Annotated in this window: 11 protein-coding genes and 1 riboswitch; of the genes, 2 read left to right on the top strand and 9 right to left on the bottom strand. The window is 73.1% G+C overall.

Translation table 11 applies throughout. From position 1 onward, the window contains the following. Positions 1-7 precede the first annotated feature (7 nt). The 4 genes from ACF07S_RS29070 to ACF07S_RS29055 form a co-directional block, all read right to left on the bottom strand. Positions 8-658 carry a thymidine kinase gene (locus tag ACF07S_RS29070; RefSeq protein WP_391966206.1) on the bottom strand — a complete coding sequence of 217 codons (651 nt, stop codon included), beginning with the start codon at positions 656-658 and terminating at the stop codon, positions 8-10. A 41-nt stretch (positions 659-699) separates the two neighbouring features. Further along, on the bottom strand, positions 700-1,947 hold the full coding sequence (locus ACF07S_RS29065; RefSeq protein ID WP_391966207.1) for an alkaline phosphatase family protein: 1,248 nt from the start codon (positions 1,945-1,947) through the stop codon (positions 700-702). Next, positions 1,947-2,534, bottom strand: coding sequence for a DUF5998 family protein (locus ACF07S_RS29060; protein ID WP_391966208.1), 588 nt, complete (start codon positions 2,532-2,534; stop codon positions 1,947-1,949). Before ACF07S_RS29060 ends, ACF07S_RS29065 begins: the two co-directional genes overlap by 1 nt. A gap of 72 nt (positions 2,535-2,606) precedes the next feature. Then, on the bottom strand, positions 2,607-5,591 hold the full coding sequence (locus ACF07S_RS29055; protein WP_391975552.1) for a GNAT family N-acetyltransferase: 2,985 nt from the start codon (positions 5,589-5,591) through the stop codon (positions 2,607-2,609). Positions 5,592-5,763: 172 nt separating this feature from the next. Here ACF07S_RS29055 and ACF07S_RS29050 point away from each other — a divergent pair, with 172 nt between their 5' ends. Further along, entirely contained in the window at positions 5,764-6,045 is a 282-nt protein-coding gene (locus tag ACF07S_RS29050) for an HPr family phosphocarrier protein (RefSeq protein WP_391966210.1), read from the top strand. 135 nt (positions 6,046-6,180) lie between these two features. Here ACF07S_RS29050 and ACF07S_RS29045 read toward each other — a convergent pair whose 3' ends face one another. The 4 genes from ACF07S_RS29045 to ACF07S_RS29030 all read right to left on the bottom strand — a co-directional run bounded on the left by ACF07S_RS29045 (position 6,181) and on the right by ACF07S_RS29030 (position 11,000). After that, positions 6,181-6,885, bottom strand: coding sequence for a GntR family transcriptional regulator (locus ACF07S_RS29045; RefSeq protein ID WP_391966211.1), 705 nt, complete (start codon positions 6,883-6,885; stop codon positions 6,181-6,183). Positions 6,886-7,096: 211 nt separating this feature from the next. After that, positions 7,097-7,870 (bottom strand): M23 family metallopeptidase, encoded by a 774-nt coding sequence (locus ACF07S_RS29040; protein WP_391975551.1) that lies wholly within the window; start codon positions 7,868-7,870, stop codon positions 7,097-7,099. A gap of 12 nt (positions 7,871-7,882) precedes the next feature. Continuing rightward, positions 7,883-8,046: riboswitch (cyclic di-AMP (ydaO/yuaA leader) on the bottom strand. Positions 8,047-8,241: 195 nt separating this feature from the next. Then, positions 8,242-9,630 (bottom strand): M16 family metallopeptidase, encoded by a 1,389-nt coding sequence (locus ACF07S_RS29035; protein ID WP_391966213.1) that lies wholly within the window; start codon positions 9,628-9,630, stop codon positions 8,242-8,244. After that, complete coding sequence (locus tag ACF07S_RS29030) at positions 9,627-11,000, bottom strand: M16 family metallopeptidase (protein ID WP_391966214.1); 1,374 nt, start codon at positions 10,998-11,000, stop codon at positions 9,627-9,629. Before ACF07S_RS29030 ends, ACF07S_RS29035 begins: the two co-directional genes overlap by 4 nt. 493 nt (positions 11,001-11,493) lie before the next feature. On the opposite strand from ACF07S_RS29030, the gene ACF07S_RS29025 reads away from it, so the two are divergent. Further along, positions 11,494-13,950, top strand: a complete 2,457-nt coding sequence (locus ACF07S_RS29025; RefSeq protein WP_391966215.1) for a DNA topoisomerase (ATP-hydrolyzing) subunit A — start codon at positions 11,494-11,496, stop codon at positions 13,948-13,950. Here ACF07S_RS29025 and ACF07S_RS29020 read toward each other — a convergent pair. Then, positions 13,947-15,008, bottom strand: coding sequence for a CobW family GTP-binding protein (locus tag ACF07S_RS29020; protein ID WP_391975550.1), 1,062 nt, complete (start codon positions 15,006-15,008; stop codon positions 13,947-13,949). The genes ACF07S_RS29025 and ACF07S_RS29020 overlap by 4 nt on opposite strands. Between the last annotated feature and the right edge of the window lie 203 nt (positions 15,009-15,211).

The raw sequence follows: 15,211 nt of genomic DNA, 5'->3' as shown, positions 1-15,211 counted from the left end.
GGAGCCCTCAGGAGGACGACACCGGCAGCACGTCCGGGGACAGCGCCGCCGCGCGGGACGTCGCGGCCGTCATGCGGCGCCGGTGGTGACGGCGGCACAGGACCTCGTAGCCGACCTCGTCCGCGGAGCCGGTGACGTCGCCGACGACCACCTGGGCGCCCTCGACGACCATGACCCCGCCGACCGTGCGGGCGTTGTGCGTGGCCCGGGCCCCGCACCAGCACAGGGCCTCGACCTGGAGGACCTCGACGCGGTCGGCGAGTTCCACCAGGCGCTGGGAGCCGGGGAACAGTTTGGAGCGGAAGTCGGTCGTGATGCCGAAGGCGTAGACGTCGAGTTCCAGGTCGTCCACCACGCGCGCGAGCTGGTCGATCTGCTCCGGGGACAGGAACTGCGCCTCGTCCGCGATGACGTAGTCGGCGCGCAGGCCCTTGGAGAGGTGGTCGACGAGATACGCGTACAGGTCCGCGCCGTCGCCGACCTCCACCGCGTCCGTGACCAGGCCGAGGCGGGAGGACAGCTTGCCCTCGCCGGCCCGGTCGTTACGGGTGAAGATCATGCCGGTCAGGCCGCGTGCCGAACGATTGTGCTCGATCTGGAGAGCCAGCGTCGACTTCCCGCAGTCCATCGTTCCGGAGAAGAACACCAGTTCGGGCATGGGGGGTCGGGCACCTTTCGGCAGGAGTCGCGGGCAAAGACTCAGGAGCGTACTTCGAGCAGCGGGACCAGCTGCTCGGCAGGGGTCATCGAACCGTGGTTGCCGACCATCGCCGACTCCCTCGGCTCCCGCTCGGAGGCGATCAGCAGGACGTCGTCCCGCGCGGCGGCGACCACGTCACCGATCCGGGGGTACACGCGCTCGTCCACGGCCGGGCCGAACCAGCCCGCCTCGATCGCCTCGTCGCGCGAGGCCACCCAGAACTGCTCGCCGAGCACCTCACGCCAGCAGGCCAGCACGTCACTGGCGGCGCCGGGTACGGCGTAGACGTGCCGGGCGCGGCCCTCACCGCCGAGCAGGGCGACGCCCGCCTTCAGCTCCCAGTCCTCGTCGAAGTCGATGCGGTGCTGCTCGTCGAAGGGGACGTCGACCATGCCGTGGTCGGCGGTGACGTAGAGGGCGCTGCGCGGGGGCAGCTGTTCGGCCAGGCGCTGGACCAGGCGGTCCACGTACATGAGCTGGCCGCGCCAGGTGTCGGAGTCGACGCCGAAGCGGTGGCCCGCACCGTCGACCTCGGCGTAGTACGTGTAGACCAGGGAGCGGTCGGCGGCGGCCAGTTGCTCGGCCGCGAGGTCCATGCGCTCCTCGCCGGACAGCCGTCCGTGGAAGGTCCCGCCACTGAGCGCGATCTTGGTCAGCGGGGTGTTGGCGAAGGCCGGGGAGGACACCTGGGCGGCGTGCACTCCCGCGCGGTGGGCCAGCTCGAACACCGTGGGGTACGGCTGCCAGGCACCCGGCGGGGTCCACGGCTGCCAGCGCAGCTGGTTCATCAGTTCGCCGGTGCCGGGATCGCGCACGGTGTAGCCGGGCAGGCCGTGCGCGCCCGGCGGCAGACCGGTGCCGACGGAGGCCAGGGAGGTGGCGGTGGTCGCCGGGTACCCGGCGGTGATCGGACGGCCGGTGCCACCGCGCGAGGCGGTCAGCAGGGACGTCATGAAGGGGGCTTCCTCCGGGTGCGCCTTCAGCTGCTCCCAGCCCAGTCCGTCGATCAGGAACACGCAGTTCCGGTCGGCGGGCGCCAGTTCGGCGATCGCGGCGGTCGTACCGGGGACACCCAGGCCGGCGGCGAGCGTGGGCAGCAGGTCGGCGAGCGAACCCGTGCCGTATTCGGGCAGGGGTGCGGAGTCGACGGAGAGAGGCTGCGGGTACAGGTCCCGGGCGGCGGTGTGCGCCGGAGGCACGGGCTGCGTGGCGGACGTGGGCCGCGCGGGGCGTGCGGGCTGCGCCATCAGTGCGTCGGATCCGCGGTCGCCTCGGAGAGGGCCTGCGCGAAGGTGAGGGCCTGGCGCACCGTCTCCGGCCCGTCACCGGCCTCGCTGACCCGCAGGCTCAGGTCGTCGGCCGTCGAGTTGCCCGTGTAGCCGTGGTCGGCCTCGCAGTTCGGGTCGCCGCAGGCGGCCGGCTCCAGGTCGATGCGGGCAACGGCGCCCCAGCCGATGGTGAGCACGATCTCGCGCGGCAGCGTGCCCGGCGTGTACGACTCGGGGTTGGCGACCACCCTGCTGACCACGATGGACGAGATCCGGCTGAGCTTGACCGACTCCGTGGACGTGGTGGCGTACGGCGTCGGCGAGGTGCTGTCCGCGGCCTGCTCGTCGGTGTGGCTGACGATGAAGCGGTTGCCGGTGAGGACGAGCACGGTCACATGCCGCCGCACCTCGTTCTGGTCGAACGTCGTCTCCTGATGGACCAGGTACGACCGGACGGGCTCGCCGCCCACGGCGGCCTCCACCGCCTCGGCCACGAGGGCCGGGTAGTAGCCGCTGCGCTCGATCGCCGCCCGCAGCCCCTGGGTCGTCGTACTGGTCTTGGCCATGACGCCCATCCTACGGGGGACCACCGGCTGCGAGGCACCGCTCATCTCACTCCGCGAGCGGCGGGTCCGCCCTCAGTACGCCGGGAGGGTCCGCGGGCCGAGGTCGTCGCGGGCGGGGGGCGGGGCCAGGCGTACGGAGGCGCCCAGGACGCTCACGCCGTGCGGGGCGACGACGACCGGCTCCAGGGTGACCGCGACGACCTCCGGATGGTCGTCGACCAGCCGCGACACCCTCAGCAGCAGTTCCTCCAGGGCCGGGGTGTCGACCGGTGCCGAGCCGCGCCAGCCGAACAGGAGCGGGGCCGTGCGGATCGATCGCACCAGCGAGGCCGCGTCCCGGTCGGTGACCGGGATCAGCCGGTGCGCCGTGTCACCGAGCAGTTGTGAGGCGGCCCCGGCGAGACCGAAGGACAGGACGGATCCGGCGGCGGGGTCGATCACCGCGCGCACGACGGTGTCGACGCCGCGCGGCGCCATGCGCTGCACCACGGGGCGCAACTCCTGCGGCGCGCCGAACAGTCCGGTCAGTTCGGCGTACGCCCGGCGCAGCTGTTCCTCGTCCGCGAGGTCCAGGCGTACGCCGCCCAGGTCGGCGCGGTGCCTGAGGTGCGGGGCGGTCGCCTTGAGCGCCACGGGGAAGCCGAGGGTGCGCGCGGCCCCGGCGGCGGCGTCGGGGGTGGGTGCGGGCATGGCCCGGTGCACCTGTACGCCGTACGTGCCGAGCAGGTCGCAGGTCTCCTCGCCGCCGAGGGTGAGGCCCTGCCCGCGCGCGAGCAGCCCGTCGATGAGGGCGGCGGCGCCCCTCTCGTCGATGTCCTCGTAGGCGGGCACCTTGCCGGGGTCGGCGGCGTCCCGCCGCCACTGCGCGTAGGCGACGGCCTGGGCGAGGGCGCGGACGGCGCGTTCGGCGGCGGGGTAGGCGGGGATCAGGTGGTCGCCCTCGGGGGGCGCGACGGGAGCGGACGGGCCGCCGCCGGCCGTGGTGGGTTCGGTGGGCCCGGTGGGCGTGCGACTGCCGGCGGGCGGTGTCGCGTGGGGCGCGCCCGGTCCGGCGGCGGGCCGTCCCGGCGCGGGTGCCGCGGTCGCGGCCCCCTCCGGTGCGGCGCCGCCTTCCGGCCGCGGCGAGGAGTCGCCTTCCGCGGCCGGTGTGGCGGTCGCCTCCGGTGGACCGGCCGGTGACGGCTGCGGTGCCGTGCTCGTCGCGGCCGACAGCGCCGCCGCGAGGCCGCCGAGTTCCACGTGGACCACGAGCACCGGCTTGGCCGGGGTCGCGGCGGCGGCCGAGCGCAGCGCCCTCGCCAGTGCCGCGTCGCCGACCGGCCCCTCGCCCACCGCCGGTATCGCGGTCACGACCACCGCGTCACAGGTGTCGTCGGTCAGCGCGCGGGAGAGGGCGGCGTGGAAGTCCGCCGCCGACGCCGCGGTGGTGAGGTCCAGCGGGGGGTGCGGACGCAGGCCCTCGGCCAGGCAGGCGTCGTAGGTGAGCAGGCCCAGGGACTCGGAGTTGCCGAGGATCGCCACCCGGGGTCCGGCCGGCAGGGGCTGACGGGCCAGCAGCAGGCCCGCGTCGACCAGTTCGGTGATGGTGTCCACCCGGATCACCCCGGCCTGCCGCAGCAGCGCGGACACCGTCGCGTGGGGCAGCCGGGTCGCGCGTACGGCGTGCCCGCGGGGGCCGGCCCCATGGCGTGCGCCCTGGACGACGACCAGCGGCTTCGCCGCCGCGGTCCGGCGGGCGAGGCGGGCGAACTTGCGGGGGTTGCCGATGGACTCCAGGTACATCAGCGCGACATCGGTGTCCGGGTCGTCGTACCAGTACTGCAGGACGTCGTTGCCGGAGACGTCGGCCCGGTTGCCGGACGAGACGAAGGTGGACACGCCCGTCACCCCGGTCACACCGCCGCCGCGCCGGTGCAGGCGCGACAGCAGGGCGACGCCGATGGCGCCGGACTGGGCGAACAGCCCGATCCGGCCGGGGCGGGGCATGCCGGGGGCGAGCGAGGCGTTGAGCCGTACGTCCGGGGACGTGTTGATGACGCCGAAGGCGTTCGGGCCGATGATCCGCATGCCGTACGCGCGTGCGTGGCGCACCAGGGCGCGCTGGCGTTCGCGGCCGTCGGGGCCGGATTCGGCGTAGCCGGCGGAGACGACGACGAGCCCCTGGACCCCGTGCTCGCCGCACTCGGTGACGACCTCGGGGACGCGCTCGGCGGGCACCGCGACGACCGCGAGGTCGACGGGCCCGTCGACGGCCCGGACGGAGCGGTGGGCGGGCACCCCGTCGAGGTCCTCCAGGTCTTCCGGGAACGCCTTGTTCACGGCATGGAGCCGCCCGGTGAACCCGGCGTCCCGGAGGTGGTCGAGGATGCTGCGGCCCACGCCGCCGGGTGTGCGGCCGGCGCCGACGACGGCGACCGAGCCGGGGGCGAGCAGCCGCTGCACGGAGCGTGCCTCGGCGCGCTGCTCGCGCGCGTGCTGCACGGCCAGGGAGCGGTCGGTGGGTTCGAGATCGAACTCCAGGCGGACGACGCCGTCCTCGAAGCTGCGCTTCTGGGTGTACCCGGCGTCGGTGAACACCTTGATCATCTTGGTGTTGGCGGGCAGCACCTCGGCGGCGAACCGGCGGACACCCCGCTCCCGCGCGACGGCACCGATGTGTTCGAGCAGGGCGGAGGCGACGCCCCTGCCCTGGTGGGCGTCCTGCACGAGGAACGCGACCTCCGCCTCGTCGGCCGGCGCCGACGCGGACGCGCCGTCGGAGCCGATCCGGTCGTAACGTACGGTGGCGATGAACTCGCCGCCCACGGTGGCCGCGAGCCCCACCCGGTCCACGAAGTCGTGGTGCGTGAAGCGGTGGACGTCCTTGGCGGACAGGCGAGGGTAGGGCGCGAAGAAGCGGTAGTACTTCGACTCGTCCGACACCTGCTCGTAGAAGCTGACCAGGCGCTCGGCGTCATCGACGGTGATGGGGCGGATGCGTGCGGTGCCGCCGTCGCGCAGCACCACGTCGGCCTCCCAGTGAGCGGGGTACTCGTGCCGGTCCGACGAGGTCTGCATGGGCCCCAGGGTACGGCTCGCGTACGGCAACGGCGCGGGGCAGTCTGTGGTGGACGGGAGCCGGACCGAGGCCGCGGTCCGGCGGTCACCGGGAGCGGACGCCGCTCCCGGGCACGCCGCACGATATGGGAAACTGGTCTAGACAACCCTGAACAGCGAAGGGCAGCAACACATGGCTGAGCGCCGCGTCAACGTCGGCTGGGCCGAGGGTCTCCACGCCCGCCCCGCCTCCATCTTCGTCCGAGCCGCCACGGCCGCAGGCGTCCCGGTGACGATCGCCAAGGCCGGGGGCAACCCCGTCAACGCGGCCTCCATGCTGGCCGTTCTGGGCCTGGGCGCCCAGGGCGGCGAGGAGATCGTCCTCGCCTCCGACGCGGAGGGCGCCGACGCCGCCCTGGACCGTCTGGCGAAGCTGGTCTCCGAAGGCCTCGGGGAACTCCCCGAGACCGTCTGAGCCCCGCGCTCCTTTTACGCCCGAACCGGCACCGAAAGGCCCGCCCGACCCATCGGGCGGGCCTTTCGGTTTTCCTTTTTCCGGGCAGTGTGAATAACCCCCGGGAATGCACCCTCTTTGTATACGGGATCCGTGTTAATGACGCAGGCTCGGCATGTTTACGGGATGTTGCGGGTTCCTCACACGGTCCGCGCGGCCGGTGCGATCGGCTCCGGGGGCGAAACGCAGGCGGTGCGCGGCGCTCGCGCGCTCGGTGTGCGAGGCCATGACGGCCCGCGCGCGCTCGCCGTCGCCGCGCGCCACGGCGTCCACGATCGCGCCGTGCTCGGCCCAGTACCCGACCGGATCGGCGGGCCCCTCGGTGGTGTACATCCAGGCGATCTTGTGCCGCAGCTGGGTCAGCAGCGACGTCAGCGCCGGGCTGCCACAGGACTGGGCGAGCGTCTCGTGGAACCAGCCGCCCAGGGAGCGCAGGTCGTCGCTGGTGCCCTGACGGGCGCGTTCCTGGCCCAGCCGGACGAGACCGCGCAGCACCTTCAAGTGGGCCTCGGTACGGCGCTGGGCCGCGCGGGAGGCGGCGAGCGGCTCGAGGAGCAGACGCATCTCCAGCAGGTCGGCGGCCTCCCGCGCGGTGGGTTCCGCGACGCACGCGCCCGCGTGCCGCCGGGTCACCACGAAGCCCTCGGCCTCCAGCGTGCGCAGCGCCTCCCGGACGGGGACGCGGGAGACACCGTGACGGCGGGCGAGGAGGTCCTCGGTGAGCCGGCTGCCGCGCTCGTGGACACCCGCGACGATGTCGTCCCGGATCGCCGTGCACACCGAGTGCGCGGGAATACGCATGACCGACCTCCGGCTTAATCCCCGTGAAACGTCGAAGACTGACGTGTGTTCCGTGACTCTATTGCAATCGGCGGGATTTTCCGACGGGGGTCCGGAATCCGTGCGTATTTTTTGACGAGCGGTCCCTTTGAAACGCCGAAAGCCCCGGCTCGGAAGCCGGGGCCACGGGAAGCGGGGCGCCCGCCGCGCCGGCGGCCGGCGCCCGCACGTCTCAGAGGTTCACACCGTGCGCGCGGAGGTAGGCGACGGGATCGATGTCGGAGCCGTACTCGGCGGTCATCCGGGCCTCGAAGTGCAGGTGCGCGCCCGTGACGTTGCCGGTCGCGCCGGAGAGGCCGATCGGCTGCCCCGCGGCGACCTGCTGCCCCACCGAGACGCCGATGGACGACAGGTGGCCGTACTGGGTGTACGTGCCGTCGTTCATCCGGATGACGACCTGGTTGCCGTACGCGCCGCCCCAGCCGGCCTCGACGACGGTGCCGGTGCCGACCGACCGGACCGTGGCGCCGCTCGCGGCGTGGAAGTCGACACCCGTGTGGCTGCCCGAGGACCAGACGGCGCCGCCGCTCCGGTAGGAGGTCGACACGTAGGAGCCGGGGATCGGGGAGACGAAGGTGTCGAGGCGCTCGCGCTCCGCCTCGCGCGCGGCGCGCTCCTTCTCCGCGCGGGCCTTCTCGGCCGCTTCGGCCGCCTTCTCGCGCGCGGCCTGCTCGGCGGCCTTCCGCGCGGCGGCCTCGGCTGCCTCTCGTGCGGCCTCGTGCTGGGCGGCCGCCTGGGCGTCGATCCGCTCGGCGACCGCGTCGCCCAGGGTGACGACGGGAGTGAGGCCGGTCCGTGCCGCGGCCGGTTCGGCGGCGAGCGCGGGGGCCGTGAGGGAGCCGACGGCGCCGGTGGTGGCGAGGGCCGCGACGCCCGCCGCGCGGGCGGTGCCGCGCTGCGTCCGGCTGGGACGACGGTGCTTCCCGGTGGCGCGGGTGAACGCCATGTACAGGCTGGTCCTTTCCTTCCCTCTCGCCTACCGGGTTAGCTGACGGGTTCGGAGCAGGAAGGTCTCCTACGGACCCCCTCGCGACACGCGCGGGCGTCCGATTCACCCCAGGGACTGCACGGGTCCCCGGCTCCCCTGGCTCGCGCCGTGCGGGGACTCGGCGATGACTGTCCGGTGCCGCGGATGCGGCGCACTGCCCGACGAACAGCCCGGAAGACGCTAAGCGGGAGATCTTTCGATCCCCAAGCGAATCACGGCTTTTGTAGCGCATCCCACAGGGCAGACAGGAATCCTCCGCCTCAATTCGGGCACGAGTGGGCCCTGGTGACATCCGTGTCACCAGGGCCCGGGTGCGCGGCCGCGGCCCGCTACTCGGCCGTCACGACGGTGACCTCGCCGAGCCCGAGGGCCTCGACGGACCCCTTGATCTGCGCCGCGTCTCCGACGAGGACGGTCACCAGGCGGTCCACCGGGAAGGCGTTCACGACGGCCGCGGTGGCCTCCACGGTGCCGGTCGCGGCCAACTGCCGGTACAGGTCGGCCTGGTAGTGGTCGGGCAGGTGCTGCTCGACCTGGTCGGCCAGGGTGCTCGCGACGGCCGCGGCGGTCTCGTACTTGAGCGGCGCCACGCCCACCAGGTTCTGCACGGCGACGTCGCGTTCGGCGTCGGTGAGCCCCTGCGCGGCGAGCGTGCGCAGCACCGTCCACAGGTCCTCGAGGGCGGGCCCGGTGTTCGGGGTGTCGACGGAGCCGCTGATGGCCAGCAGCGCCGCGCCCGTGCCGTCCGGCGCGGACCTGAGGACCTGCCCGAACGACCGTACGCCGTAGGTGTAGCCCTTCTCCTCGCGCAGGACGCGGTCCAGGCGGGAGGTGAGGGTGCCGCCGAGGCAGTACGTGCCGAGCGCCTGCGCGGGCCAGACCCGGTCGTGCCGGTCGGGGCCGATACGGCCGATCAGCAGCTGCGTCTGGACGGCGCCGGGGCGGTCCACGATCACGACCCGGCCCGTGTCGTCGGCGACCACCGGCGGGATCGGCCGCGGCCGGGCCGCGGAGCCGGTCCAGGAGCCCAGGGTGTCGCCGAGCAGCGCGTCCAGGTCGACGCCGGTGAGGTCGCCGACGACCACCGCGGTGGCGGTGGCGGGGCGCACGTGCTTGTCGTAGAAGGCGCGTACGGCCCCGGAGCCGATGCCCGCGACCGTCTCCTCGCTGCCCTGACGCGGGCGCGACATGCGCGAACTCGCCGGGAACAGCTCCCTGAAGAGTTCCTTCGCGGCGCGGCGGGAGGGGTTCGCCAGCTCGTGCGGGATCTCGTCGAGGCGGTTGCGGACGAGCCGTTCGACCTCGCTGTCGGCGAACGCGGGCGCCCTGAGGGCGTCGGCGACCAGCCCGAGTCCCTTGGCGAGCCGGGAGGCCGGGACCTCCAGGCTGAGGCGGACGCCGGGGTGGTCGGCGTGCGCGTCCAGGGTGGCGCCGCAGCGCTCCAGCTCGGCGGCGAACTCCTCGGCGGAGTGCTTGTCGGTGCCCTCGGAGAAGGCCCGCGCCATGATCGTGGCCACGCCGTCGAGTCCGGCCGGCTCGGCCTCCAGGGGCGCGTCGAGGATCACCTCGACGGCGACGACCCGCTGGCCGGGACGGTGGCAGCGCAGCACGGTCAGGCCGTTGCCGAGCGTGCCGCGTTCGGGGGCCGGGAAGGCCCAGGGCCTGGCCTCGCCCGCCTGCGGCTGCGGGTGGAAGTCCATCGTGGCGAGCTCGGTCACTTCGCCGTCTCCTCGTTCTCGTCGGTGCCGGCGACTGCGGCGGCTTCCTCGGTGTCCTCCGCCTCCGCGGCCACGGGCTCGTAGACGAGCACCGCGCGGTTGTCGGGGCGCAGGCGGGCCCGGGCGACCTCCCGCACCTCCTGCGCCGTCACGTCGAGGATGCGCCGGACGGCGGTCAGGGCGAGCTGCGGGTCGCCGAACAGGACGGCGTAGCGGCACAGTTCGTCGGCGCGGCCCGCGACCGTGCCGAGCCGGTCGAGCCACTCGCGCTCCAGCTGGGCCTGGGCGCCCTCCATCTCCTCGGCCGTGGGGCCCTCCTCGGCGAACCGGGCGAGCTCCTCGTCGATGGCGGCCTCGATGACCGGCACCTCCACGTCGCCGGACGTCTTCACGTCCAGCCAGCCCAGGGAGGGCGCCCCGGCCAGCCGGAGCAGGCCGAACCCGGCGGCCACGGCCGTGCGGTCGCGCCGTACCAGCCGGTTGTAGAGCCGGGAGGACTCGCCGCCGCCGAGGACGGTGAGCGCCAGGTCCGCCGCGTCGCACGCGCGTGTGCCGTCCTCCGGCAGCCGGTAGGCGGCCATCAGGGCCCGCGCGGGGACCTCCTCCTCCACGATCTCGCGCAGCTGCCCGCCGATGACGTCGGGCAGCGTGCCGTCGCGCGGTTCGGGCTTGCCGTCGTGGGGCGGGATGGAGCCGAAGTACTTCTCGATCCAGGCGAGCGTCCGCTCCGGGTCGATGTCGCCGACGACGGAGAGCACGGCGTTGTTCGGCGCGTAGTACGTGCGGAAGAACTGCCGCGCGTCCTCGAGGGTGGCCGCGTCCAGGTCCGCCATCGAGCCGATGGGCGTGTGGTGGTACGGGTGGCCCTCCGGGTAGGCGAGGGCGGTCAGCTTCTCGAAGGCCGTGCCGTAGGGGACGTTGTCGTACCGCTGGCGGCGCTCGTTCTTGACGACGTCCCGCTGGTTCTCCATGGACTCGTCGTCCAGGGCGGTCAGCAGGGAGCCCATGCGGTCGGCCTCCAGCCAGAGGGCGAGCTCCAGCTGGTGGGCGGGCATGGTCTCGAAGTAGTTGGTGCGCTCGAAGCTGGTGGTGCCGTTGAGGGAGCCGCCGGCGCCCTGGACCAGCTCGAAGTGACCGTTGCCCTTCACCTGGGCGGAGCCCTGGAACATGAGGTGCTCGAAAAGGTGAGCCAGACCGGTACGCCCCTTGACTTCGTGACGCGAACCCACGTCGTACCAGAGGCACACCGCGGCGACCGGGGTCAGGTGGTCCTCGGAGAGCACCACGCGCAGGCCGTTGGCCAGGCGGTGCTCGGTCGCTGTCAGGCCGCCGGAGCCTGCCTGGGCTGTGGCCGTGTGCCCCATGGGCATGTACGTCCCTTCGATCGCGGAGGCGGCCGTCGAGACCGCCGTTTCTGCCGGTCCTGCCACTGTATGCAAGCGTGCGGAGCCCCGGAGAAGTTCCCGGCCCGGCCGGGTACGCCGAGAGCGAGCACGGGTGGGGGGGGAAGTGGTGGGAGTGACCGCTGGGACAGCGGGGGCCTCCGGCCCGGGCCCGGGCCGGGTCCGGCCCGTGCCGGGCGTCGAGAACGCGCCACGGTCGCCCCCGCACGTGACAGCCCCGCGTCGTGCCGTCCCGCGCGCCGGCCCGGCCACCCCCGCGGGGTGGTGCCGCGGTGCCCGCCGGACGGGCCGGCGGCCCCGCGCGCCGGGGCCACCGCGCGGGCGCGTAGCCTGCTTCGCGCCGTCACCACCCGGCCGCGCCGGAGGGCCGGAGCCGGGTCCTGGTCCCGCTTGTCAGTGCGACGGTCCACAATGGTCCGCGTCAGATCCCGTCACACGCTTCAGCAAGGAGCCGGCAGCGATGGCCCGCCGCAGCACCAAGACCCCGCCGCCCGACGACTCGTACGAGGAGAAGATCCTCGACATCGACGTCGTCGACGAGATGCAGGGCTCCTTCCTCGAGTACGCGTACTCGGTCATCTACTCCCGCGCCCTGCCGGACGCGCGCGACGGACTCAAGCCGGTGCACCGCCGCATCGTCTACCAGATGAACGAGATGGGCCTGCGACCCGAGCGCGGCTACGTGAAGTGCGCCCGCGTCGTCGGCGAGGTCATGGGCAAGCTGCACCCGCACGGCGACGCGTCGATCTACGACGCCCTCGTGCGCATGGCCCAGCCGTTCTCGATGCGCGTTCCCCTGGTCGACGGCCACGGCAACTTCGGCTCGCTGGGCAACGACGACCCGCCGGCCGCCATGCGGTACACCGAGTGCCGGATGGCCGAGGCCACGGACCTGATGACCGAGTCCATCGACGAGGACACGGTCGACTTCGCGCCCAACTACGACGGCCAGGAGCAGGAACCGGTGGCGCTGCCCGCCGCGTTCCCGAACCTCCTGGTCAACGGCGCGTCGGGCATCGCCGTCGGCATGGCCACCAACATGCCGCCGCACAACCTGCGCGAGGTCGTCGCGGCGGCGCGTCACCTCATCAGGTATCCGAACGCCGATCTGGACGCCCTGATGAAGCACGTCCCGGGCCCCGACCTGCCCACCGGCGGCCGGATCGTCGGCCTGTCCGGCGTCCGGGACGCGTACGAGACGGGCCGCGGCACGTTCAAGATCCGCGCGACGGTCACCGTGGAGGACGTGTCGGCGCGCCGCAAGGGCCTGGTCGTCACCGAGCTGCCCTTCACGGTGGGCCCGGAGAAGGTGATCGCCAAGATCAAGGACCTGGTCGGGTCGAAGAAACTGCAGGGCATCGCCGACGTCAAGGACCTCACCGACCGCGCGCACGGCCTGCGTCTGGTCATCGAGATCAAGAACGGCTTCGTGCCGGAAGCGGTGCTGGAACAGCTGTACAAGCTGACGCCGATGGAGGAGTCCTTCGGCATCAACAACGTGGCCCTGGTGGACGGCCAGCCGCTCACCCTCGGCCTCAAGGAACTGCTGGAGGTCTACCTCGACCACCGCTTCGACGTCGTGCGCAGGCGGTCGGAGTTCCGCCGCGGCAAGCGGCGCGACCGCCTCCACCTGGTCGAGGGCCTGCTGACCGCCCTGGTGGACATCGACGAGGTCATCCGCCTCATCCGCTCCAGTGAGAACTCCGCCCAGGCCAAGCAGCGCCTGATCGAGCGCTTCTCCCTCAGCGACGTCCAGACCCAGTACATCCTGGACACGCCTCTGCGCCGCCTCACCAAGTACGACCGGATCGAGCTGGAGGCGGAGAAGGACCGGCTGAACGCGGAGATCGAGGAGCTGACCCGGATCCTCGACTCGGACACGGAACTGCGCAAGCTGGTCTCCTCCGAACTGGCCGCGGTGAGCAAGAAGTTCGGCGACGACCGCCGCACGCTCCTGCTGGAGTCGGCCGGGACCCCGGCCGCGGCCGTGCCGCTCCAGGTGGCGGACGACCCGTGCCGCGTCCTGCTGTCCTCCACCGGCCTGCTCGCGCGTACGGCGACCGACGCGCCGTTCCCCGACACCACAGGCGCCAAGCGGGTCAAGCACGACGTGATCGTCTCGGCGGTGCCGGCGACGGCCCGCGGCGAGATCGGCGTCGTCACCTCGGCCGGCCGTCTGCTCCGGCTGAACGTCGTCGACCTGCCGCAGCTCCCGGAGACGATGCCGACGCCGAACCTCTCGGGCGGGGCCCCGCTGGCCGAGTTCGTGTCCCTGGAGGACGACGAGGAGGTGGTGTGCCTGACCACGCTCGACGAGTCGTCGCCCGGCCTGGCGCTCGGCACGCAGCAGGGCGTCGTCAAGCGCGTGGTGCCCGACTACCCCTCCAGCAAGGAGGAACTGGAGGTCATCACGCTCAAGGAGGGCGACCGGATCGTCGGCGCGGTCGAGCTGCGTACGGGCGAGGAGGACCTGGTCTTCATCAGCGACGACGCGCAGCTGCTGCGCTATCCGGCGGCGCAGGTCCGTCCGCAGGGCCGCCCCGCGGGCGGCATGACGGGCATCAAGCTCACCGAGGGCGCGAAGGTCCTCTCCTTCACGGCGGTCGATCCGGCGGTGGACGCGGTGGTGTTCACGGTCGCGGGCTCGCGCGGCACGCTGGACGACTCGGTGCAGACCACGGGCAAGCTGACCCCGTTCGACCAGTTCCCGCGCAAGGGCAGGGCCACCGGCGGCGTGCGCTGCCAGCGCTTCCTGAAGGGCGAGGACTGCCTGTCCGTGGCCTGGGCGGGCCCGGTCCCGGCCCTCGCGGCGCAGAAGAACGGCACCGCGGTGGAACTGCCGGAACCCGACCCGCGCCGTGACGGTTCCGGTGTGTCCCTGCCCAAGACGGTATGGGTGGTGGCGGGCCCCGTCTAAGCCGCCGGGTCCTCGGCCTCGGCCTCCCGCACATAGCGCAGTACGCCCCACATGCCGTGCTCGTCGGCGTGCGGGGCGTCGTCGCCCACGCACGCCTCCAGTTCCCCGCGGAGGCCGTCGGCGTCGATGCCCGCCCCGATGAGAACGAGCTGGGTGAGCCGCTCCGCGCCGGCCGCCCAGGGCTCGGGGTAGAACCGCAGGAACCGCCCCACGGCGTGCACCGCGTACCGGTTGCGCGCGTCGTGCGGCCCGAAGTCGACGTAGCCCTTGATCCGGTACAGCCCCGCCGGGCGGCTGTCCAGGAACCGCATCAGCCGCCGCGGGTCCAGCGGGCGCCCGGAGACGAAGGAGAGGCTGTCGTACGCGGTGTGCAGATGCGCGGTGTGGTCGTCCTCGGCGTGGTCGGGGCGGTGGAGGTCGTCGAACGACAACTGCCCGACGCGCTCCTCGCCGGGCCTGCGGTCGAAGAGGAACTCCGGATCGATGCGGCCGTACGAGGCGGGCACGACGGCGGCGCCGTCGACGAGCGACCGGACCAGGCCCAGTACGCGCGAGGCGTCCGTGACCCGGTCCAGCTTGTTGACGACCACGAGGTCGGCGAGGCCGAGGTGCCGGTCGATCTCCGGGTGCACGGCCCGGGTGGCGTCGAACTCGGCGGCGTCCACGACCTCGACGAGCCCGCCGTACACGATGCCGGGATGCTCGCTGGCGAGCACCATCCGCACGAGTTCCCGCGGTTCGGCCAGGCCACTGGCCTCGATGACGATGACGTCGATCCCGGCGGAGGGCCGGGCCAGCCGCTCCAGGTAGACGTCCAGTTCGCTGCTGTCGACGGCGCAGCACAGACAGCCGTTGCCGAGCGACACGGTCGAGTCCCCGAGGGCCCCGGCCACCGCCATGGCGTCGATCTCGATGGCGCCGAAGTCGTTGACGACGGCACCGATGCGGCTGCCGCCGCTGCGGTGCAGGAGATGGTTGAGCAGGGTGGTCTTCCCCGAGCCGAGGAATCCGGCCAGCACCACCACCGGAATCTGCCGACCACTGTTCCGCTCCGACACGCGACCCCTCCCACACCCGTGCGCACACCGGCCCGCTCACGGCGTACGCGGCGAAGACCGACCGACGCACCAGGATACGAGCGGCGGGCACGACGGCGAAGTGAACGATCGTCAGCGGCATGCGCGGGGCACACGTCGGACAGGGCGCCGGTCCGTGCGGCCCTCGCTGCCCTCCGCGTGCCCTCCTCCCCGCCGTCCCGCCG

The sequence above is a fragment of the Streptomyces sp. NPDC016640 genome, assembly GCF_043076215.1.
Taxonomy (GTDB): Bacteria; Actinomycetota; Actinomycetes; order Streptomycetales; family Streptomycetaceae; genus Streptomyces.
The sequence above is the reverse complement of the archived record's forward strand: the minus strand, read 5'-3'. Positions and strand labels throughout refer to the sequence as shown.